This is a genomic window from Micromonospora sp. NPDC047548 (genome assembly GCF_040642975.1).
Lineage (GTDB): Bacteria > Actinomycetota > Actinomycetes > Mycobacteriales > Micromonosporaceae > Micromonospora.
The window spans coordinates 262,422-283,132 of sequence record NZ_JBEYTI010000005.1 but is presented as its reverse complement, the minus strand read 5'-3'; the positions used below and the strand labels follow the sequence as shown (position 1 = coordinate 283,132).

At 72.7% G+C, this 20,711-nt stretch carries 15 protein-coding genes; 7 read left to right on the top strand and 8 right to left on the bottom strand.

The genetic code is table 11. The features are described 5' to 3' along the window. Window positions 1–51: 51 nt before the first annotated feature. Window positions 52–690, bottom strand: coding sequence for a TetR/AcrR family transcriptional regulator (locus ABZ807_RS08120; protein WP_357154172.1), 639 nt, complete (start codon window positions 688–690; stop codon window positions 52–54). A 77-nt stretch (window positions 691–767) separates the two neighbouring features. Here ABZ807_RS08120 and ABZ807_RS08115 point away from each other — a divergent pair, with 77 nt between their 5' ends. The 4 genes from ABZ807_RS08115 to ABZ807_RS08100 all read left to right on the top strand — a co-directional run bounded on the left by ABZ807_RS08115 (window position 768) and on the right by ABZ807_RS08100 (window position 5,421). After that, entirely contained in the window at window positions 768–1,220 is a 453-nt protein-coding gene (locus ABZ807_RS08115; protein ID WP_357154170.1) for an SCP2 sterol-binding domain-containing protein, read from the top strand. 1 nt (window position 1,221) lies between these two features. Then, a complete protein-coding gene (locus ABZ807_RS08110; RefSeq protein WP_357154168.1) occupies window positions 1,222–2,436 on the top strand; it encodes an acyl-CoA dehydrogenase family protein in 1,215 nt (404 codons plus the stop codon). Window positions 2,437–2,601: 165 nt separating this feature from the next. Further along, the gene (locus ABZ807_RS08105) at window positions 2,602–4,164 is read left to right on the top strand and encodes an AMP-binding protein (protein WP_357154166.1); all 1,563 of its coding nucleotides are present in this window, start codon (window positions 2,602–2,604) and stop codon (window positions 4,162–4,164) included. A gap of 87 nt (window positions 4,165–4,251) precedes the next feature. After that, a complete protein-coding gene (locus tag ABZ807_RS08100) occupies window positions 4,252–5,421 on the top strand; it encodes a serine hydrolase domain-containing protein (RefSeq protein ID WP_357154165.1) in 1,170 nt (389 codons plus the stop codon). A 46-nt stretch (window positions 5,422–5,467) separates the two neighbouring features. Here ABZ807_RS08100 and ABZ807_RS08095 read toward each other — a convergent pair whose 3' ends face one another. Continuing rightward, entirely contained in the window at window positions 5,468–5,599 is a 132-nt protein-coding gene (locus tag ABZ807_RS08095) for a hypothetical protein (RefSeq protein ID WP_357154163.1), read from the bottom strand. Window positions 5,600–5,703: 104 nt separating this feature from the next. Here ABZ807_RS08095 and ABZ807_RS08090 point away from each other — a divergent pair, with 104 nt between their 5' ends. Together ABZ807_RS08090 and ABZ807_RS08085 are read left to right on the top strand one after the other, a co-directional pair. Further along, a complete protein-coding gene (locus ABZ807_RS08090) occupies window positions 5,704–6,216 on the top strand; it encodes a SigE family RNA polymerase sigma factor (RefSeq protein WP_357154161.1) in 513 nt (170 codons plus the stop codon). Next, entirely contained in the window at window positions 6,213–7,478 is a 1,266-nt protein-coding gene (locus ABZ807_RS08085) for a hypothetical protein (protein ID WP_357154159.1), read from the top strand. The genes ABZ807_RS08090 and ABZ807_RS08085 overlap by 4 nt, the downstream gene beginning before the upstream one ends. A gap of 240 nt (window positions 7,479–7,718) precedes the next feature. On the opposite strand, the gene ABZ807_RS08080 is transcribed toward ABZ807_RS08085, so the two are convergent. The 6 genes from ABZ807_RS08080 to ABZ807_RS08055 form a co-directional block, all read right to left on the bottom strand. Beyond that, on the bottom strand, window positions 7,719–12,809 hold the full coding sequence (locus tag ABZ807_RS08080) for a DNA repair ATPase (protein WP_357154157.1): 5,091 nt from the start codon (window positions 12,807–12,809) through the stop codon (window positions 7,719–7,721). Between the two features lie 4 nt (window positions 12,810–12,813). Further along, a complete protein-coding gene (locus ABZ807_RS08075; protein ID WP_357154155.1) occupies window positions 12,814–14,835 on the bottom strand; it encodes a flotillin family protein in 2,022 nt (673 codons plus the stop codon). Window positions 14,836–14,994: 159 nt separating this feature from the next. Then, entirely contained in the window at window positions 14,995–15,627 is a 633-nt protein-coding gene (locus ABZ807_RS08070; RefSeq protein ID WP_357154154.1) for a hypothetical protein, read from the bottom strand. Between the two features lie 119 nt (window positions 15,628–15,746). Further along, window positions 15,747–16,997: a phosphoribosylamine--glycine ligase gene (gene purD / locus ABZ807_RS08065; protein WP_357154152.1), complete on the bottom strand. Its 1,251-nt coding sequence runs from the start codon at window positions 16,995–16,997 to the stop codon at window positions 15,747–15,749. A gap of 177 nt (window positions 16,998–17,174) precedes the next feature. Beyond that, complete coding sequence (locus tag ABZ807_RS08060; RefSeq protein ID WP_357154151.1) at window positions 17,175–18,095, bottom strand: type IV toxin-antitoxin system AbiEi family antitoxin domain-containing protein; 921 nt, start codon at window positions 18,093–18,095, stop codon at window positions 17,175–17,177. 176 nt (window positions 18,096–18,271) lie between these two features. After that, window positions 18,272–19,561, bottom strand: a complete 1,290-nt coding sequence (locus tag ABZ807_RS08055) for an adenylosuccinate synthase (RefSeq protein WP_357154149.1) — start codon at window positions 19,559–19,561, stop codon at window positions 18,272–18,274. Window positions 19,562–19,683: 122 nt separating this feature from the next. Here ABZ807_RS08055 and ABZ807_RS08050 point away from each other — a divergent pair, with 122 nt between their 5' ends. Further along, on the top strand, window positions 19,684–20,694 hold the full coding sequence (locus ABZ807_RS08050; protein ID WP_357154148.1) for a hypothetical protein: 1,011 nt from the start codon (window positions 19,684–19,686) through the stop codon (window positions 20,692–20,694). Window positions 20,695–20,711: the final 17 nt, after the last annotated feature.

Below are 20,711 nucleotides of genomic sequence, written 5' to 3'. Positions count from 1 at the left end.
GACGCGAGAGGTTGGCGGCCACCTCCGACACTCCGGGGCGCCGGTGGATCGTCAGCCCGCCGGGGGCCGCCAAGTGGCGCCGCGCAGGAGCTGGCCCGCCCCGAGCCAGGCGACGTTCATCATCCGGGTGGCGGTCTTCTCCGGGTCGGCCTCGGGGTGGTCGGCCAGCCAGTCCGCGAGGGACTCCGTCGCGCCGACCAGGGCGTACGCGACCACCTCCAGCTCGGTCTCGCCCACCTCGCGCCCCTCGGCGCGCAGCGCGTGGTCGAGCATCCCGGCGACCACCTCGACCAGCCGGGCGCGCATCGCGGCCAGCTCCCCGGCGAACGGCTGGGAGCCCCGGGCCTGCCGGTAGAGCACCGCCCAGCCGTCCCGGTGCGCCCCGACGAAGCCGAAGAAGGCGCGCAGCCCGCGCCAGAGCCGTTCGTCGGCGGGCAGGTCCGGGGCGGCGGCCCCGGCGATCGCCTCCATCATCCGGGTGCCCTCGCGGTGCAGGCAGGCGACGAAGAGCTCCTCCTTGGTGCCGAGGTAGGCGTAGACCATCGGCTTGGAGATGCCGGCGTCCTCGGCGATCTCGTCCATGCTGGCGGCGTGGAAGCCGCGCCGGGAGAAGACCTTGACGGCCGCGTCGAGCATCTGCTGCTCGCGTACGGCCCGGGGGAGGCGCTTGAAGGTGGGTGTGCTGGACACCCTTGCGAGCATACCTACCCGTGCGTAAGGTTACGGGCGAGTAACCAAGTCGCCCCGCCCGAGAGGTGCATTTCCCCATGACTGACTTCGACCCGGCCAACTTCGCCAACGTCGGCCCCAAGGAGTTCGCGCAGCTGGTCAAGTCCACCCCGGACGACAAGATCGCCGGGGTGATGTCCGGCGACCTGCGCGGCAAGATCCTCAGCGAGGTCTTCGGCCGGATGCCGCAGCTGTTCCGCGCCGACCGGGCCGGCTCCACCAACGCGGTCATCCACTGGAACATCACCGGCAGGCCCGACGGCGGCACCGACACCTACGAGGTCGCCATCGCCGACGGCGCCTGCACCGTCAACGAGACCCCGCAGCACGACCCGAAGCTCAGCCTCACCATGGGTCCGGTCGAGTTCCTGAAGATCGTCTCCGGTGGCGCCAACCCGGTGATGATGTTCATGACCGGCAAGCTCAAGGCCAAGGGCGACCTGGGCCTGGCGGCCAACATCGCCAACCTGTTCGACATCCCCAAGGCCTGACATGGCCGAGTTCTCGCTCGACCTGAACGAGGACCAGCGGGACCTGCGCGACTGGGTGCACGGCTTCGCCGCCGAGATCGTGCGCCCGGCCGCGGCCGAGTGGGACGCCCGGGAGGAGACTCCCTGGCCGATCATCCAGGAAGCGGCGAAGGTCGGTCTGTACGGCTTCGAGTTCCTCGCCACCTGCTGGGCCGACCCCACCGGCCTGTCCCTGCCGATCGCCAGCGAGGAGCTCTTCTGGGGTGACGCCGGCATCGGCCTGAGCATCTTCGGCACCTCTCTCGCGGTCGCCGCCATCTACGGCGCCGGCACCCCCGACCAGATGGTCGAATGGGTGCCGCAGTGCTTCGGCGACGTCGACCAGCCCACCGTCGCCGCGTTCTGCACCAGCGAACCGGAGGCCGGGTCCGACGTCGGCGCGATGCGCACCCGGGCCGTCTACGACGAGGCCACCGACGAGTGGGTGCTGCGCGGGCAGAAGGCGTACGCCACCAACGGCGGGATCGCCGGGGTGCACGTGGTCACCGCCTCGGTCGAGCCCGAGCTGGGCTCGCGCGGGCAGGCGGCGTTCGTCGTACCGCCGGGGACCGCCGGGCTCAGCGCGACCCGCAAGCTACGCAAGCTGGGCCTGCGCGCGTCGCACACCGCCGACGTCTTCCTCGACGACGTACGCGTGCCCGGGCGCTGCCTGCTCGGGGGCCGGGACGCCCTGCTCGAAAGGCTCGACCGGGCCCGCTCCGGGCAGCGCGCCTCGGGGCAGGCCGCGATGCGCACCTTCGAGCTGTCCCGACCCACCGTCGGCGCGCAGGCGCTCGGCGTGGCCCGGGCCGCCTACGAGTACGCCCTGGACTACGCCAGGGACCGGGTCCAGTTCGGACGGCCGATCATCTCCAACCAGGCAATCGCGTTCGCGCTGGCCGACATGAAGATGGAGATCGACGCCGCCCGGCTGCTGGTCTGGCGGGCCTCCTGGATGGGCCGCAACAACCGCCCCTTCACTGCCGGCGAGGGCTCGATGTCCAAGCTCAAGGCGGGCGAGGTGGCCGTCGCGGTCACCGAGAAGGCGGTGCAGCTGCTCGGCGGCGCTGGTTTCCTACGCGACCACCCGGTCGAGCGGTGGTACCGGGACGCCAAGATCTACACCATCTTCGAGGGCACCTCGGAGATCCAGCGGCTGGTCATCTCCCGAGCGATCTCCGGCATGCAGATCCGCTGACCGTCACCCTCGGTGGCGGTGTCCGCGACTCCCGGGTGTCCACCAGGTGGCCGCGGCTCGCACCGGCTGGGCTCCGGAAAGCAACCGGTGCATGATCGAAGGGTGACGTCCCGGTGACGGGCCCCCACGGGGGCCCGTCAGCGCACCCTCGAAGGAGGCCGCCGCATGGACCTGCCGTTCGTCGTGGCCACGCTGACCCGGCGCGGGCTGCTCACCCCGGGCCGGCCGATCCGGGTCGCCTCCCAGCTCGGGGCGCTGCGCAAGTGGGGCTGGAGTCTCGCCGGCGAGCTGCGCCAGGCCGCCGCCCGGGACCCGGACCGGATCGCCGTCATCGACGAGCAGGGCGGCGAACTGACCTACCAGGAACTGCTGGAGCGGGCCGAGCGGCTGGCCCGGGCGATGCGTACCGGGCTCGGCGTGCAGGCCGGCGACCGGGTCGGGGTGCTCTGCCGCAACCACCACGGGCTGATCGAGGCGGTCGTCGCCGCCACCGTGCTCGGCGCCGACGCGGTGCTGGTCAACAGCGGCCTCGCCGCCGCCCAGCTGGCCACCGTGGCCGAGGAGCAGCGGCTGCGGGTGCTGGTGCACGACGACGAGTTCGCCGACCGGCTCCTCGGCCTGCCCGCCGAGGTGAGCCGGGTGGACGAACGCGGCCACGAGGAGCTGATCGCCGGCGCGCTCCCCGGCGAGCTGCAACCGCCCGAGCGCGACGGCCGGACGATCGTGCTCACCTCCGGCACCACCGGCACGCCGAAGGGCGCGCGGCGCCCCACGCCCAATGGCTTCGGCCCGCTGGTGTCCATCATCGACCGCATCCCACTGCACGCCCGGGACACCGTGCTGATCGCCGCGCCGCTCTTCCACACCTGGGGGTACGCCGCCCTCCAGATCGCCTTCGCGCTGCGCGCCACGATCGTGCTGCACCGCCGGTTCGAGCCGACCGCCACGCTGGCCGCGCTCGTGGCGCACCAGTGCCAGGCGCTCTTCGCCGTACCCGTGATGGTGCAGCGACTGCTCGACGTGCCGCCGCCGGACCCGCGGCCGCCGCTGAAGGTGGTCGCGGTCAGCGGCTCGGCGCTGCCCGGCGGGCTGGCGCCGCAGTTCATGGACGTCTACGGCGACGTGGTCTACAACCTGTACGGCTCGACGGAGGTCTCCTGGGCCTCCATCGCCGGCCCCGCCGACCTGCGCGAGGCCCCCACCACCGCCGGCCGGCCGCCGCACGGCACCCGGCTGGAGATCCTGGACGCCGACGGCGAGCCGGTGCCCGAGGGGCGGGTCGGGCGGATCTTCGTGGGTAACGAGATGCTCTTCGAGGGCTACACCTCCGGGGCCCGGCGGGAGACCCACGACGGGCTGCTCGACACCGGCGACCTCGGCCGGATCAACACCGAGGGGCTGCTCTTCGTCGACGGCCGCGCCGACGACATGATCGTCTCGGGTGGCGAGAACGTCTTCCCGTCCGAGGTGGAGGACCTGCTCGCCCGCCTCCCCCAGGTACGCGAGGCCGCCGTACTCGGGGTCCCCGACCCCGAGTACGGCCAGCGACTCGCCGCCTTCCTCGGCCTGCACCCCGGCGAGACCCTCGACCCCGAGGCGGTCCGCGAGTACGTCCGGCACTACCTGGCCCGGTTCTCCGTGCCCCGGGACGTGATCTTCGTGAAGTACCTGCCGCGCAACGCCACCGGCAAGGTGCTCACCCGGGAACTGCGCCGCTACTACGGCTGACCAGGTTTCCCCCGGTCAGCCGATCCGGGTACGCCGAGGGAATCTCCCCGATGCTCCCGGCCGGCGCCGGACGGCAGGCTCGACGTCATGAAGATCATGAATCGCGGTACCGTCCTGGCCGCGACGGCACTCGCCACCGCGCTGACCGTCGCGACCCCCGGCGCGGTCGCCGCCGCACCGCCAGCCCGCTCCACCGCCGACTGCCGCCCCGGCACCCTCGACCCCGGCCCGCTCCGGCAGGAGATCGCCGGATTACCCGACGCCGACGCCACCAGCGCCCAGGTCCGGATAGCCACCCCGGACGGCTGCTGGACCGGCGCCACCGGCGTCCGGGACCTGCACAGCCAGGCCCCCGTGCCGCCGCACGCACGGTTCCGGGTCGGCAGCGTCACCAAGGTCTTCACCGCCGCGCTGGTGCTGCGACTGGCCGCCGAGGGCCGGCTCGACCTGGACGGGTCGGTGCAGAGCCACCTGCCCGGTCTGCTGCCCGACCACCCCACCGTGACGGTCCGCCAGCTGCTCGACCACACCAGCGGGATCCCCAGCCCGACCGTGCCGGACGGGACCGAATGGCAGCTCGCCCACCGGTACGACCGGTGGACCCCGGAGCAGATCGTCCGGCTCGGCCTGCGCAACCCCCGGGAGTTCGAACCCGGGAAGAAGCAGCACTACACCAACATGGGCTACATCGTCGCCGGCCTGCTGATCGAGAAGGTGACCGGCCACTCGTACGCCGAGGAGCTGGACCGGCAGATCGCCCGCCCGCTCGGCCTGGCGGACACGTACGCGCCCGGCGACGACCCGCGCATCCGGGGCCCGCACGCACACGGGTACCAGGCCGTCGTCCGCGACGGGGTGACCGAACTGGTCGACGCGACCACCTGGAGCCAGACCTTCACCCCGGCCGCCGGCGACGTCATCTCCAGCCTCGCCGACCTGGACACCTTCATGACCGCGCTGTTCGCCGGCCGGGTGGTGCCGGAAACCCAGCTGGCCGAGATGTTCACCCTGCCGGCCGTCCCGGACGTCGCGGGCGGACCGGCCCGGCACAGCGCCGGACTCATCGCCTTCCCGCTTCCGGGAGGCGAGACCCTCTGGCTCAAGACCGGTGCCCGGTACGGCTACCTGGCGGGCGTGGCGTCCACCGAGGACGGCCGGTTCCGGGTCGAGTACTCGATCACGGGGACCGACGCCAAGGGTGGAGACCTCAACCGGACCGCCCAGGCCGTCGTCGCCGCCGCGCTCGGCCTGGCCTGACCGCCCGATGGTGGACGGGGCGCGACGGATCGCGCCCCGTCCGCCGTCACGGGTAGAGGCTCAGCCCGGGTGCCCGGGCGATCGCGACGAGCTGGTCCATGGTGAGCAGCGGCGCGTCGGCCGCCGTCGAGGTCTGCACCCGGTTGCCGCCGCGGAAGTTGTTGGTAATGGCCAGCACCGAGGTGCCGCGGCGGCGCCGGCGGCGAGGAGAGCCGTCGTCGGCGCGTACAACCGTTTCCGACCTACCGCCGTCTGTAGGGGGGAACTGACGGAGGTAACCGGATGCCCGACGCATCAGAACAGGAATACGTCGAGTACCTCAGCGGGCGGCTGCCGATGCTGCACCGCTTGGCGTATTCGCTGTGCGGAGACATCGACCAGGCCGACGACCTGGTGCAGGAGACGGCGGTCCGGCTCTTCGAGCGCTGGTCCCGGGCGTCGCGGGCCGACCAGATCGACGCGTACGTCAGGGTGATTCTGGTGCGGCTCTTCCTCGACGGCCGCCGGAAGGGCTGGTGGCGGATCCGGCTCTTCGGCGCGCCGCCGGACGTGCGCCGTACGGAGGACCACGGCACGGAGGACCGGACGGTTCTGCGCGACGCCCTGGCGAAGGTGGCCCCGCGTCAGCGGGCCGTCCTGGTCCTGCGGTTCCTGCACGACCTGCCGGTGGACGAGGTGGCCCGCACCCTGGGCTGCTCGGCCGGCACGGTGAAGAGCCAGACCGCACACGGTCTTGCCGCGATGCGCCGACTGCTCGGCAATCGGGAGTTGATGGAGAGAGGAGCAGTGCGATGACAACCGATGAGGAAGACTTCGCCGGACTGTTGCGGCATCTCGACGACGGCCCCGACCGGCCGTCCCGGGTGGACCTGTCCACGGCGATACGCGAGGCGCGCCGTCGTCGGCGCAACCGCCGGACGCTCACCGCCTCGGTCGCCGGGGTGGCGGCGGTGGCGGCGGTGGCGGTCGTGCCGCTGGCCGTACGGGCCGACCGGCCGGCCGAGCAGGGGCCGCCGATGGCGGCGGGGACGTCGGCCAGCGCCAGCCTTCCGCCGCCGTCGTCCGGGCCGACCACCTGCACGGCCGAGTTGCTACCCATCCCCGGGGGGGCCCACAAGAGCCAGGTCACCGGCGGCGACCCGACCGGCCGGTATCTGCTCGGCCGCTCGTACCCGAGCAGCAGCTTCTCGTACCCGGTGATCATCTGGGACGGCGACCAGGCCCGCGAGGTGCGGCTGCCCGGCTCCAGCCAGCAGTTGGTCGATGTCAGCCCGTCCGGCGTCGCCGTCGGTGAGGCGTATGTCGGTGATCGGCCGCAGCCGTACGTGGTGCGGGCGGGCAAGGCCACCCGGCTGCCCGGGGTGGCGGCGGGCGAGGCCACGGCGATCAGTGACGACGGCCGGATCGTCGGGGCCCGGCAGGACGGCGACCGGCGGCTGCCGGTGCTGTGGTCCGACCCGGAAAAGCCGGCCGTCGATCTGCCGCTGCCCGGCCCGAAGTGGCAAGGGATCGCCATCGGCGTCGACTCCGACGGCACGGTCGTCGGCAAGATCCAGAACGGCCCCCATGAGGCGCTACGGGCGGTCGTCTGGCGGTCCGGCGGAAAGCCCGAGCTGCTGCCGCTGCCGTCGGTCACCGGCGGTACGGCGACCGACTTCGCGCCCAAGTCGTTCCAGGGCGGGTGGATCACCGGAAGGGCGTACCGGCGCGAGGGCGACGGGCCCGTACACGCGGTCCGCTACCACCTGGCCCGCGGCGAGTACGTGCCGTTGCCGGCCGAGCTCAATCCGTCCGCTGGCAACGGTCGAGGATGGATGGTCGGCCTGGTCGACCACACCTGGCGCCCGAGCAGGTCGGCACCGGGGCCGGCCATCGGCACCGGACTGTTGACCGACGACGGGCTGGTGCGACTGCCCGACCTCGACGGGCGCACCGGCCGGTACGGCGCGGACGCGGTGAGCATCAGCGATGACGGGCAGGTGATCGGTGGGGCCCTCGACACGAAGCCCGGCCGGCAGACCATCGACATGCGCGCGGTCCGCTGGCGCTGCCGCTGAGCGGTGCTCCGGCGTTCGGGGTGACACCCGGGCGCCGGAGTCGCGGCGGCGCCGGTCACGCGCCGACGGCGATGGCGATGCCGAGAACGAGCATGCCGACGCCGGTCGCGGCCTGCATGAGACGTACTCGCGGTAACCCTCGATGTCGGCAGGCAATCCCGCCACCTCCTCACCTCACCGTTCAAACGGAGGTGGGAGCGGCGGGGGTTGCCCGTACCCGGGAGATTCCCCGCCGCGACGTCAGGCCCGGTCGACGGCGCGGCCGATCGCCGCCTCCACACCGCCGACCCGGTCGGCCAACAGGCCGAGCGCGCCCACCGCCCGGTCGACCGGGTCGTCGGAGGCGCCACCGAGCGCCCGGGCCCGCAGGTAGCCGACCTTGACCTCGGCCCACCGGCGGGCCTGCTCAGGGGTGAGGCGGCCGCGCAGCTCGGCCAGCTTCAGCAGGTTGGCCTCGGCGCCCGCGGCCAGGGTCTGCGCCTCGCCGAGGTAGTGGTCGTCGATGACCGCCTCCAGCTCCTCGTCGGTGAGCACCGGGACGATCCGCTCGGCCAGCTTGTTCATGTTCCGGTACGACCCCTGGAGCTGGAACGGCGGCTCGGTGCGGGAGGCGTCGGACTGCGCCGCCGAGGCGATGTACGCCTGGTTGTTGGCCAACACGACCTGCTGCACGCGCAGCAGTTTGCGCAGGACCGAGACGATCTGCTCCAGCTCGATCGGCGCGTACGGGTGGGAAAGCTGGTCGGCCCGGACCGAGTCGTCGCCCCGGGCGATGCGGACCAGCAGCTCGACGTCGCCGCGGTCCCGACCGGAGAGCGGTGCCAGCACCGGGTTCGAGGTGAGCGCGTTCTCGATGTAGCTGAGCGCGAACACCTCCACCCGCCCGGAGAGCACGTCACCGAGGTTCCACACGTCGGCCCGGTTGGCGAGCATGTCCGGCACCCGGAACCGCTGCCCCGACTCGGTGTACGGGTTGCCCGCCATGCACACCGCGAACCGCTTGCCCCGCAGGTCGTAGGTGTGGGTCCGGCCCTCCCACACGCCCTCCATCCGGCGCTGCCCGTCGCACAGCGAGATGAACTTCTGCAGCAGCTCCGGGGAGGTGTGCTGAATGTCGTCGAGGTAGAGCAGGACGTTGTTGCCCAGCTCCAACGCGAAGGAGATCTTCTCCACCTCCTGCCGGGCGGTCGCGTCGGGCGCGTCCGCCGGGTCGAGCGAGGTGACCGCCGAGCCCAGGGCCGGCCCGTTGACCTTGACGAAGACCAGGCCGAGCCGGCTGGCCACGTACTCCATCAGGGTGGTCTTGCCGTAGCCGGGCGGGGAGATCAGCAGCAGCAGGCCCATCTGGTCGACCCGCTTGGCGTCGCCGGTCGCGCCGAGCTGGCGGGCCAGGTTGTCGCCGATCAGCGGCAGGTAGACCTCGTCGAGCAGCCGGTTGCGGACGAAGGAGCTCAGCACCCTCGGCCGGTACTCCTCCAGCCGCAGCCGGTCCCGTTCGGCGGCCACCAGGGCGTTGCGCCGCCGCTGGTAGTCCCGGTATGCGGGCACCAGCTCGGTACGGAACCGGCGGGTGCGGGCCAGCGTCTCGTCCAGCCGCAGCGCGATCCCCGCCCCGGCGATCCGGGGGTGCGCACCGAGCAGCCCGCCGACGGTCTCCGACATCGCCGCCGTCGCCTCGTGCCGGGGCAGGTCGGCGCCGCACAGCTCCACCGCCACCGCCTCCGGCAGGTCGTACCCGGAAAGCGTCCCGTCGTCGGCGGCGAGAAACGCAGTCAGCCACGCCTCGACGAGCTGATGACGGCTGGTCAGGTCGCCGTCGAGCGCCCGCAGGTCGGCGTCGAACTCCCGCGCCGACGGCGACCGCGGGCCACCGAGAGCGCGGCGGAACCGGTCGAGCAGCGCCCGGGCCCCGGCGCCGGTGACGAACCCGGCAGGCGGTCGGGACAGCTCCTCGAACAGGTACTCGCCGGCCAGGTCGGCCTCCCCGGCCGGCCCGGGCAGCCCGACGCCGGTCAGGAAGCGACCCACCTCGTCGGCCAGCTCGGCGTACAGCCGGTCGATCGCGTCACCGCCGGCCTCTTCTGGCTGGTCGGCGGAGTCCGGCGACGGCACCGGCCGGCGGTCCGGGCGGCCGAACCGGTCCCGGGCCCGGGCCAGCGAGGCGGCGCGGGCGGTCCAGCCGGCGCGGGCCGCCTGGTCGGCGCCGAACCGCCAGAACAACTGCGCGGCGGCCCGGGCGGCCGGCGGATAACGGAGCAGGCCGGCCCCGGCGTGCAGGCGCAGCAACGCCCGCAGGATCTCGGTGCCGTCGTGGTCGTGCACGCCGCGCTCGTAACCCTCGTCGTAGCGGGCCTCAGCGAACCGGCGGACCAGATCCCGCAAGTCACCGGCGTCGGCCGCCGCCGCCCGCAGCCCGTCCAGGGTCAGCGCGTCCCGGCCCGCCTCGGCGGCGGCCAGGATCGACGTGGCCAGGTACTCCGCCCGGTAGACCTGCGGCGACTCGGAGACCAGCAACTGGTCCCAGAACCGGCGGGTGCGCGCGAACTCCTCGTCCCGGACCGGGGCGCGATAGTCGGTGCCGGTCACCGCGACCGCCATCGACCCGTCGTGCGGCACCACCGTGACGTCGGTCGGCTGGTTGTACACCGCGAACCGGTGCCGGCCCAGCCGGATCGTCTCGCCGCCGTCCGCGTACAGGTCGAGGCGGTCGCGCAGGCCGCGACCGGCCTCCTGGCGCGCGGCCCGGATCCGGCCGTCCAGCTCCTCGGCCCGCACCGGGTCGCCGAGGGTACGCAGCTCGTCGACGACCGCGCGCAGCTTGCCCACCATCGGGTCGGCCGCGAAGTACGTGTTGATCGCGTCCAGCGAGTCCAGCGTGCCGACGCGGCGGTGCACGCCGGCCAGGATGCGGTCCGCCGACGACACCAGCCGGTCGGCCCGCCGGGCCCGCTCGTCGAGCAGCGCCTGCTTGCGGGAGGAGAACGCCTCGTAGATCTCGGTCCGCCGGTTGGTCAGCTCGGTGAGGAAGTCATCGAACTCCCCGAACCGGGACTCCAGGTCCTCCACCCGCAGCAGCAGCCGGCCGAGCTGTTCGTCGCAGCGTTCGGCGGTGTCCGCCGCCGCCAGGGCCCCGGTCACCGCCTGCCCGAGCAGCGCGAACTCGGCCGCGAAGCCGGCCCGCCCCTCCACCTCCAACAGCTTCCGGCGGCGGTTGTCCAGCACCGCCCGCGCCCGGTTGACCCCGCCGAGCACCTCGCCGACCCGGGCCAGGATCCCGGTGCGGACCGTCGCGTCGGCGATGTCCAGCCCGCCGACCACGTCGGTGATGATCTGCAACCCCTCGGCGCGTTCGGCCAGCTCGCCCCGGACCGGGCCGGCCTCGGCCACCGTGCCGATCCCGGCCCCCTGCCCGGCGAGCCGGTCCACCTCGTGTTGGTAGCCGGCGAACGCGTCGTCCCGGCGCAGGAAGTCCACCGCCCGCCGGCCCGCGGCGGTCAGCTCCTCGTCGAGCCGCGCCGCCAGCTCGTCGACCCGGTCCTGATCGACGTACCGGGCTTCGCGCACGGTCTCCAGGTGACCGCGCGCCTGGCGCAGCCCGGCGAGCTGCCTCACCCAGTCGTCGGCGGTCAGCGGCACCTCGCCGCGGGCCCGACGGGCCAGCGAGGCGATCCGCTCGGCGCTCTCGTCCAGCGCCGCGCGCGCCTGCTCGGTGAGGGCACGGACGTTCTCGTACTCGTCGAGGACCGCGACGGCGGCGCGCCGCAGCTCGACCACCGGGGCGAGCAGGTCACCGAGGTCGGCGACGCCGAGCCAGTGGTAGTGGTCGACGATGCGGGCGCAGGCGGCGATCAACGCCTCGTAGACCCCGGCGGTCGGGACGGTGCCGTCGACCGTCCGGGCCACCGACAGGCAGTCGGAGATGCCCCGGACCAGGTCGGCGTTGCCCACCCGTTCCAGCGGGCCGGTGCCCGCCGGCTGCGCCGCCGCGTAGGCGTCGGAGACGAACGGCGTCTGCCAGATCTGCATCGGGTGGACCCGGGTCGGCTCTTCCGAGGTCGCCCGGAACACCACCAGTGTGCCGTCGTCGAACAGGGAGAAGCCATGGCACGGGATCGGCGTCGCCACCTCCTTGCGGATGGCGTTGTACGGCAGCAGCAGCGACCGGCCCTCCGCGCGGGCGTGGAAGACGTAGAGGACGTCCTCCCCGTTCGGGGAACGGACCACCCGCTCGAACTCCAGACTGGACACGTCGGTGTCGAAGGTGCGGGTGACCCCGGTGGCCAGGTGGTAGCCGCCGGGGAAGATGATCCCGTGGTCCTCCGGCAGCCGCTGGCAGGCCGGGCCGATGCCGTCGAGCCGGACGACCTCCCGGGTCAGCGTGTTGAAGACCAGGTGTCGCCACTCGGTCTCCTTGTACGGCCGCAGCCGCAGCAGGATCAGCGGGCCGACCCGGGCCCAGTTCACGTCCGCGTCGGCGAGGCTCTGCAACGGCTCGTCCACCGGCTCGTCGTAGATGCCCTCGCCGACCTCGGTGTTGTTCTCCAGCTTGACGGTCAGGGTCCCGCCGACCGTCTCCACGAAGACCTCGTCGGCGATGGAGATGTGCGGGTGCCGGCCGAGGACGTGGTCCTCCCGGGTCGTCTCGATCCACTCGAAGTCATGGGAGGCCGGGAAGACGTGGTCGCGCTCGCCTCGACTGTCGACGTACCCCACGTCGCCGCCCGAGTCGATGCGCCACCGCAGGACCCGGATGTCGTCGGTGCGCGGGCCGGTCTGGAACACCGCCAGCAGCCGCCCATCGAGCCGGCGCAACTGCAGCAGCCGGGTCTGCCGGTAGTAGCGGTACAGCTCGCCGAAGTCGCGCTGGAACTGGGGGTCGCGCAGCAGGCCGGGCATCTCGTCCGGGCCGACCCGGTCGAAGCGGAACGTGTCACCGCCCTGGCCGCCGGCGGTGTCGTCGCTCTCGTCGCCGGCGGTGTCGTCGGCGCGTTCCCGCGCGAAGTGGTGCAGCGAGAAGACATCGTCGACCGTCGTCTCCGGCTTGAGGCCGATGAAGACGTTGTAGCCGAAGAGCATCAACCCGCCCACCGACACGATGTCCCGGGGCACGCAGTTGTGCTCCGTACGGATCCGCTCGGTGCTGAGCAGCCGCAGTTCGGTGCTGCCGAAGACCTCCAGCCGCCGGGCGTTGAGCCGCTCCGCCCGCCGGGCCAGCTCGGCGGCCTGCCCGACGAGCCGGTTGCGCAGCACCTCGTAGCTGCCCGCGTCCAGCCCGCCCCCGCCCGGGGCCACCGCGCCGTCGGCGGCCGGCCCCGTGTTCCCGTCGGTCACCGGCTCACTCACCGGCACGCTGGCGCGGGCCGGTCAGGGCCCCGACCGGGGTGTCCGCCACGCCGAGCCGCTGCGCGGCCTTCAGCAGCTCCTGGAGCTTGCCCGCGTCGGAGCCGCCGGCCCGCATCTGCTGGAGCAGGAACGCGGAGAGGGTCAGGTTCTGCACGTCACCGGTGTTCAGCGAGGTGAGCATCCGGGTCAGGTCGTCGGTGAAGCTGGCGGTGCCATCCAGCCACGGCTGGGCGAGGCCACGGGCCACGTCGGAGTGCGCGACAAAGCCGTCCACGCTCTTGCCGAACGAGATCGAGCTGAGCAGCCGGTCGAAAAAGACGCTGTCCCCGCCGACGATGTCGATGTTCGCCTTCTCCAGACCGGTGGAGACCAGCTTCGCCTGCGCCTCGGCGACCTGCCGCTGGGCGTCGAGGCCGGCGAGGCGTACCTCCTTCTCCAGCTCCAACCGGAGCCGGTACTCCTCGTGCTCCCGGGTGGCGTCGTCCAGCGCGGCCATCGCCGCGGCCTTGTCGGTGAGGCCCTCGGCCTCGCCCTTCAGCTTCTCGCGGACCGCCTCCGCGGCCAGCAGGGCCTTGTCGCGCTCGACGGCGACCTCCGCGCGGCCGACCTTCTCGATCGCCTCGGCGCCGCGCTCGCGGACCTGCACCTCGGCCAGGCCGGCTGCCGCCGCCTCGGCCTGGAGCCCCTCGGCCAGCCGGATCTTGGCGCGGGTGTCCAGCTCGGCGGCCTGCTGCCGGGCCTCGGCGAGGACCAGCTCCTCACGGGCCTTGAACTTGGCCGCCGCCTCGGCCGCCTCCGCCGCCTTGATGTCCTTGACCAGGTTCTCCTGCGCCTCGGCCTCGGCCTGGATGACCACCGCCTGGCGGGTACGCTCGGCCTCCTCGACCACCCGCAGGCGCTTGATGTTCTCCTCCTGCTCGGCCACGGTCTTCTCCACCGCGATCCGCTCCCGGACGACCTCGGCGATGGCCCGCTTCTCCCCCTCGACCTCCTTGTCCTTGGCGATCGTGCTGAGTTCGGTCTCCCGCTGCCGGCCGATGACCTCCAGGAGGCGGTCCTTCTCGATCCGCTCGGTCTCGATCGCGATGACCCGCTCGCGGTTCTTCTCCGCGACCGCGATCTCCCGGGCCCGGTTCTCGTGCTGGATGCCCAACTGCTCGTCGGTGCGGATGTTCGCCGTCTCCGCGCGCAGCCGCTCCTCCGCCCGGACCCGGGTGATCTCGGCCTCCTCGCGGGCCCGCACCGTCTCGATCTCCCGCCGCTGCTTGGCCTCGGCGTCCGCCTGCCGTCGCTCCAACTCCAGGATCGCCTCCCGGGCGTCGACGTTCTGCCGGGTGATCTCCTTCTCCTCGCCGCGCTGGAACTCGTTGGTACGCACGTGCTCGATCGCGGTCAGCTCGGTGATTTTCCGGATGCCCTGCGCGTCGAGGATGTTCTTGGCGTCCAGCTGGGACAACGGGGTCTGCTCGAGGAAGTCGATCGCCGCGTCCTCCAGGCTGTAGCCGTTGAGATCGGTGCCGATCACCCGGATGATCTGGTCGCGGAACTCGTCGCGCTTGGTGTAGAGGTCGACGAAGTCGAGCTGCTTGCCGACCGTCTTCAGCGCCTCGGAGAACTTGGCGTTGAACAGCTCCTGGAGGGTTTCCCGATCACTCGCCCGGGCGGTACCGATGGCCTGGGCAACCTTGATGACGTCCTCGGTGGTCTTGTTGACCCGGACGAAAAAGGTGATCCGGATGTCGGCCCGGATGTTGTCCCGGCAGATCAGCCCCTCGTTGCCGGTCCGCTCGATGTCGATGGTCTTGACCGAGATGTCCATGATCTCGGCCTTGTGGAGCACGGGCAGCACGACCGCCCCGGTGAAGGTGACGTCGACCTGCCGGACCTTGGACACGATCAACGCCTTGCCCTGCTCCACCTTGCGGAACAGCCGGCTGACGAGCAGGACCACGCCGAGGGCGACGAGGAGCAGGACGGCGAGCAGTACGCCGATCCCGGTGGTGATGACATCCATGGCTGAGCGCGCGGGCCGGTCGGTGTGCTGGTGGACCGGTGGGTGCCGCGCATCCTCCTTTCAGGGGCTGGGGGCAGCGTGGGACGGACCGACGGCGGGGGGACCGTCCGGCCTGGATCGAGGGGTGACCCGCCGTCGCGGGAGGGTCACCGGCGACGGTTACATCGGTAAGTGGCGCGTAGGGTCGAAGGCGACGCCGGCGGGCATGACCCAGAAGAACTCGCCCTCGACGTCGTAGTCGTAGATCAGCGCGGAACTGCCGGCACGCAGCGGCTCGTCGCCGGGCTGGCGTACCTGCACGACCGCGGAGGAGCCGTCGGCCGCGGTCACCTCCGCCTGACCGAAGTCGGCGGTCACCCGGCCGGTGCGGATGGTGCAGAGGCCGCCGACGAAGGCGTGCCGGCTGGACTCCGTACCGGCCGGGAAGAGGCGGGCCAACGGCACGGCGACCAGCCGGGTCGCCAGCCAGGCGCAGAGCACCGCCGCCACCAGCACCCCGACCGACACGGCGATCCGCGCCGCCGCGCCGAGGCCGAGCCCGTCGAGCAGCGCGGTGCCGGCCAGGCTGACGAACCAGGCCACCGCGACGAGCAGGGAGAACACGATGGTGCTGGGCAGGTCGCCGAGCCCGAGACCGGCGAGGACACCACCCGGTACGCCGTCGACGTCGAGGTCGTCCCCGAGATCCAGCACCCCGGTCAGCACCAGCAGCCAGTAGCCGACGACGACCAGCAGCAGGAAGCTGAACAGCACGGTGGGGAAGCTGAGCGCCGTACCGAGGAACCCGGTCACCGCATCCACCTCCCCGTACCCCGGTGAGGCCGCACACCCACCGGCACGATGATCGTGACACGGGCTGTCAACGCCCGACGGCGGCCGAACGGCTGGTTCGCGGCGGCCGGGCGGTGGGGTCAGTCCGGAACGGCGATCCGGCCCTCGACCGCTGCGGCGGCGATGTCGGTGCGGTGGTGCGAGCCGGCCAGCTCGACGCCGCGTACCAGGACGTAGGCGGCGTCCCGCGCGGCGGCCAGGTCGGGGCCGGTGGCCGTACCGCAGAGGACCCGGCCCCCGGCCGAGAGCAACGCGCCGTCGGCGGCCCGGCGCGCGGTGCCGGCATGGATGATCCCGGCGCGCTCCGCGCCGGTGATCACGTCACCGGTACGCGGGGACGCCGGGTAGCCGTCGGCGGCGACCACGACGGTGACGGCGGCTCCGTCGCGCCAGCGCAGCGGCGGGTGCGCCGCCAGCGTGCCGGTGGCCGCGGCGTGCAGCAGCCCGGCCAGCGGGGTCTCCAGCAGGGCAAGGACCACCTGGGTCTCGGGGTCGCCGAAGCGGGCGTTGAACTCGATCACCCGGGGGCCGGCGGCGGTCAGCGCCAGGCCCACGTAGAGCAGCCCGGCGAACGGGGTGCCCCGGCGGCGCATCTCCGCCAGCGTCGGGTGCACGACGTCGGCCATCACCTCGTCGACCAGGCCGGGCGGTGCCCAGGGCAGCGGCGCGTACGCCCCCATGCCGCCGGTGTTCGGGCCGCTGTCGCCGTCGCCGACCCGCTTGAAGTCCTGCGCCGGGAGCAGCGGCAGCGCCGCCTCGCCGTCGGTGACCACGAAGAGCGAGACCTCGGGCCCGGCCAGGTACTCCTCGACGACGACCTGGCCGCACTCCTGTGCGTGCCGCAGGGCGGCGGCCCGGTCCTCGGTGACGACGACGCCCTTGCCGGCGGCGAGCCCGTCGTTCTTCACCACGTACGGCGGGCCGAAGTCGTCCAGGGCCCGGGCGGTGCTCTCGGCGTCCGTGCAGGTGTGGGCGCGCGCGGTCGGCACGCCGGCCGCCATCATGATCTCCTTGGCGAAGGTCTTGGAACCCTCCAGCCGGGCCGCCTCGGCCGACGGCCCGAACGCCGCGACGCCCTTGGCCCGCACCGCGTCGGCGACCCCCGCCACCAGCGGCGCCTCCGGCCCGATCACGACCAGATCGGCGGCCACCTCCACGGCGAGCCCGGCAACCGCCGCCGGATCGCTGGCGGCCACCTCCCGCAGCTCGGCGACCGAGGCGATGCCCGGATTCCCCGGCGCCGCAACCAGCCCCTCAACGGCCGGATCGCTGGCCAACCCGAGCGCGAGCGCATGCTCCCGCCCCCCACCGCCCACAAGAAGAACCCGCACAACCCGGCATCCTACCGACCCCGCCTCCACCCCCGTTGATCAAGAAGCTTGCGTCTCAATTACGGCCCTCAACGGACCGAACCTTCCTGGTCAACAACGGCTGTGGCACGGGTGAGCGGCCAGGATGCCGCCGGGCACCAGGACCCTGGCGATCTCGGGTCCCCGGCGGGTGGGTGGTCAGCGGGGGCGGAGGGCGGCCTTGACCGTCTCGGGGATGTAGTCGGGGCGGAGGGTGTCGGACCAGGTGAAGCGGAGGATCCGCCAGCCGGCGTTGACCAGGCGGTTCTGTCTCGTCCGGTCCTCGTAGACCGCCTGCGGTGTGCGATGGGGGCCCTGCCCGTCCGCCTCGGCGATCACCCTGGCCTTCCGCCAACCGAGATCTCCGATGCCCAGCAGGTAGCCGTCGTCGTCCCGTACCTCCAGCTGGAGGACGTCCGGTGGAACGCCTCCGTCGACACACCGCAGGCGGGCCCGGGTCTCAAGCGGTGACTGTGCGCGACCGTCCGCCTCGGCCAGGTGAGCACGGGCGGCGACAGCTCCCCGGCGGCCGGCGAGGAGGGCAGGGATCATCGACAGGTCGGCCACGGTCACCAGCTGCCGGTTCAGCGCCGAGTCGAGTGCGCAGACCGCCGGATACCGGTCGACCCGGAGGAGGACGTCGGCCAGCGTCCGGACCGGAGTCGTAACGGGTAGACCGCCGACCTCCGCGACATCCGCCGGTGCGACCGAGATCTGGTGCACCACGAGGTCCGGATCCGCCGGACGCTGGGGCCTCGGCCGGTCCGCCGGCACCGACACGTGGATGGCGGAGGTCGGGCGAAGCCCGCCGATCCGGTGCAGTTCGGCGGCCGTGTCGAGGACCACGAACGCCTGGGGGCCGAGACTGGTGACCGCCGCGCGGATGCGAGCGCGGCGCAACGCGAGATCACCCATCTCGGGACGCGGTACGAAGCAGCCCCGCGCCACCCTGACCCAGCGGCCGGAGCGGCACAGGTACCGGATCCGGTCCCGGCTGAGCCCGGCGGCAAGCGCCTGGGCCGTGGTCACCACCCCGTCCTGCCCGACCGCGATCCGGGCGAGGAGATCCGACTCCGCCATCCCCCCAACCTGCCCACCGCCCGTCCCGCCCGCTGCCCCTGTGGACAACCACCCCCACCCTGTGGACAACTCCGTGGCCACTGCTGTTGATCAAGAAGTTTGCGCACGGATTCGGGCTGAATATGTGCGCAAACTTCTTGATCAACCGGGCTGGGGTTGGGGGGTGCCCGGGGGGGTTAGGGGAGGAGGGGGTGGCGGAGGACGTTTTCTTCCCGGCCGGGGCCTACGCCTACGACGCTCACGCGGGTTCCGCAGAGTTCTTCGATGCGGGCGATGTAGCGTCTCGCGTTTTCGGGGAGGTCTTCCTCGGTTCTGGCCTTGGTGATGTCCTCCCACCAGCCGTCGAGCTCTTCGTAGATCGGGGTGGCGTGGTGGAAGTCGGTCTGGGTCATCGGCATGTCGTCGAAGCGCTCGCCGTTGATCTCGTAGCCGACGCAGATCGGGACCTTGGGCAGGCCGGTGAGCACGTCGAGCTTGGTGACCACCAGGTCGGTGACGCCGTTCAGGCGGGACGCGTACCGGGCGACGACGGCGTCGAACCAGCCGCAGCGGCGCTCCCGGCCGGTGGTGGTGCCGTACTCGTGGCCGACCTTGCGCAGGTGCTGGCCGTTGTCGTCGAAGAGCTCGGTCGGGAACGGCCCGGAACCCACCCGGGTGGTGTACGCCTTGCTCACCGCGATCACCCGGTTGATCGCCGTCGGCGGGATGCCCGCGCCCACGCACGCCCCGCCGGCCGTCGGGTTCGACGAGGTCACGAAGGGGTAGGTGCCGTGGTCCATGTCGAGCATGGTGGCCTGGGCGCCCTCCAGCAGCACCGTCTCGCCGCGGTCCAGCGCGTCCCAGAGCATCACCCGGGTCTCGGCGATGTACGGCTTGAGCCGCTCCGCGTACTCCAGGTACTCCTCGATCGTCGCGTCGACGTCGATCGCCTTGCGGTTGTAAATCTTGAACAGCAGCTGGTTCTTCTCGCGCAGCGCGAGCTCCAGCTTCTTGCGCAGGATGCCCGGGTCGAGCAGGTCCTGGAGCCGGATGCCCATCCGGGCGACCTTGTCGCCGTACGCCGGGCCGATGCCCCGGCCGGTGGTGCCGATCCGCGAGCTGCCGAGGTAGCGCTCGACCACCCGGTCCAGCGCCCGGTGGTGCGGCATGATCAGGTGCGCGTCGCCCGAGATGCGCAGCCGGGAGACGTCCACGCCCCGCTCGGCGAGCCCGTCGATCTCGGTGAGCAGCACCTTCGGGTCGACCACCACGCCGTTGCCGATGACGATCTTCGCGTTCGGTGACAGCGCCCCGGACGGCATCAGGTGCAGCGCGTACTTCTGCCCGTCCGGAGTGATCACCGTATGGCCGGCGTTGTTGCCGCCGGAGTAGCGCACCACGTAGTCGACCCGCTCACCCAGCAGGTCGGTAACCTTGCCCTTGCCCTCGTCGCCCCACTGAGCGCCGATGAGCACGATCGCTGGCATCTTCTCCGCCTCCAGAAGGCTCGGGTGCCAGGTGGCGACCGGTTGGCGAGCCCGGGGTGTCAGGCTAACAAGTAGTGGCGGCGGGACCGGCAGGGGTCGCGTCGAGAGGCAGGAGGCTCGGAGTGTACGACGTGGTGCTGCTCACCCTCAGCTCGGAGCGGGACGCTCCCGGTGGGGGCTGCGGCAGCGGCGGGGCCTGCTGCGGCGGCGGGGACACCTCCGACGGCGCGGGACCGCCGAAGCAGACCGAGGAGCGTTGCGACACGCCGCGCGTACCGGTGCTGGCCTGCGCGGACGCGCTGACCGCCCGGGGTGCCCGGGTGGAGACCGTCACCGCCCGCTCCGACGCCGAGATCGACGAGGTGCTGGCCCGGCTCGACGCCCCCGCCCGCCCCGACGGCCTCACCTGGCCCGACCCCGATTCCAAGACCCGGCTGGTCGTCGCCACGGCCAGTGACGCACAGTTGCGCGCCGTCCTGCGCCGGCTGGTCCGGCGGTACGCCCCACCGCCCAGCCGCCGCCCGGCGGAGCTGGCCGGCAACCGTACGGTGCCGGACCTGCCGCCGATCGGCGTACTCCCGCTCGACCCGGCCCGCAGCGGGACCCGGCGTGACCTGCCCGCGCAGCTCGGGCTGCCCCGCGACCCGGCGGCGGTGGCCGCCGCGGTGCTCGACGGCGCTCCCCGCCGGCTCGACCTGCTGCGCAACGACGCCGGCTCGGTGACCCTGGACGGCGCGCTGCTCGGCGCGGCCGACGACGCGGGCCGGCCACTGCACTGGCGCGGGCGGGTCGAGGTGGACGACGCGGTGCTCTCCGACGGCGAGGAACCGATCCTGGCCTGCGCGATCGGCAACGCGGGCGGGTACGCGATCCTGGACGGGCTGCCGCTGCTGACCGGCCCGGACCCGACCGACGGCGTGGTCGAGGTGGCGGTGGCCGTGCCCGTGGTCACCCGGTCGGCGTTGGGCAGGAAGCGGATCCGGTTCGAGGTCCGCCGGGCCCGGGGGCGGGCCGTGGCGGTCGTCCCCCGGGACGAGAAGGTCCCCTTCCTCGACGACGGTGTCGGGGGCGAGCTGAGCCGTAAACGGTCCTGGTGGACCGAGGCGGGCGCCTGGGCGGTCTGGACGGGCTGACCCCGGAACCGCGTTCC

Coding starts and splice junctions, on each gene's coding strand:
- ABZ807_RS08115 (WP_357154170.1), top strand. CDS start 768: ATGACTGACTTCGACCCGGCCAACTTCGCCAACGTCGGCCCCAAGGAG.
- ABZ807_RS08110 (WP_357154168.1), top strand. CDS start 1,222: ATGGCCGAGTTCTCGCTCGACCTGAACGAGGACCAGCGGGACCTGCGC.
- ABZ807_RS08105 (WP_357154166.1), top strand. CDS start 2,602: ATGGACCTGCCGTTCGTCGTGGCCACGCTGACCCGGCGCGGGCTGCTC.
- ABZ807_RS08100 (WP_357154165.1), top strand. CDS start 4,252: ATGAAGATCATGAATCGCGGTACCGTCCTGGCCGCGACGGCACTCGCC.
- ABZ807_RS08090 (WP_357154161.1), top strand. CDS start 5,704: ATGCCCGACGCATCAGAACAGGAATACGTCGAGTACCTCAGCGGGCGG.
- ABZ807_RS08085 (WP_357154159.1), top strand. CDS start 6,213: ATGACAACCGATGAGGAAGACTTCGCCGGACTGTTGCGGCATCTCGAC.
- ABZ807_RS08075 (WP_357154155.1), bottom strand. CDS start 14,835: ATGGATGTCATCACCACCGGGATCGGCGTACTGCTCGCCGTCCTGCTC.
- ABZ807_RS08060 (WP_357154151.1), bottom strand. CDS start 18,095: ATGGCGGAGTCGGATCTCCTCGCCCGGATCGCGGTCGGGCAGGACGGG.
- ABZ807_RS08055 (WP_357154149.1), bottom strand. CDS start 19,561: ATGCCAGCGATCGTGCTCATCGGCGCTCAGTGGGGCGACGAGGGCAAG.